Below are 737 nucleotides of genomic sequence, written 5' to 3'. Positions count from 1 at the left end.
TTTCTAAGTAGTGAGAAATGTCCTTTTCTGCTGATTTTATTTCCGTTTCTATCGGTTAATTCAATGTTGAACCAGTAGTCGTTTGAAGGCAATACTTTTCCGTTGTATAATCCATCCCAACCTTGTCCGTCAATAGCTATTTCAGTAATAGGATTTCCATATCTGTCAAAAATATGAATGCTACTTTGAGGATAAAAAGCTGTACTAGCGCCTCTAACCACCCAAACATCATTGACTCCATCATTATTAGGAGTGAAGTACTTTGGAAATTCAAGTACCGACACGTCTAATTCAGCGACTCCACAATCGTTTTTATCTCTGACTAAAATAGTATATACACCACCACTTAAATTCTCAAACATCGGAGTATCTTGGAAATCTCTGACGATAGTATTGCTCTCATCTTGCAGAGCAAATTCATAATCACCAATACCTAAGTTGTTGTTGCTATTATCAATGGTGATTGAATTGTTAGAAGAGTCATCAACGATAGTTACATCGTCTTCAGTTAAAGTTGCGATGATAGATTCGTTGACAATAATTCTTCTAGTTCTCGTACAGTTGGTTGTTGTGTTAATTGCTGTTACTTCATAAGTTCCACCTTGCGTAATGTCTAAGGTTTCGCTTGTTGAAGAAGTGTCAATAACACCATTACGTCTCCACTCGTAAGAATATGTTTCATCCGGCATTTCTGCTTCAATAAAAGAAGGGCTATTTAAACATACAATCTGAGGAGA

Annotated in this window: 1 protein-coding gene; it reads right to left on the bottom strand. The window is 36.4% G+C overall.

Going from position 1 to position 737, the window contains the following annotated elements; translation table 11 throughout:
• Nucleotides 1-737 (bottom strand): T9SS type B sorting domain-containing protein (locus ACOSP6_RS00035; RefSeq protein ID WP_422095657.1); only part of this gene is annotated, 737 nt, incomplete at both ends.

Source organism: Tenacibaculum sp. MEBiC06402 (assembly GCF_049239625.1).
Lineage (GTDB): Bacteria > Bacteroidota > Bacteroidia > Flavobacteriales > Flavobacteriaceae > Polaribacter.
This window is presented reverse-complemented; position numbering and strand designations above follow the sequence as displayed.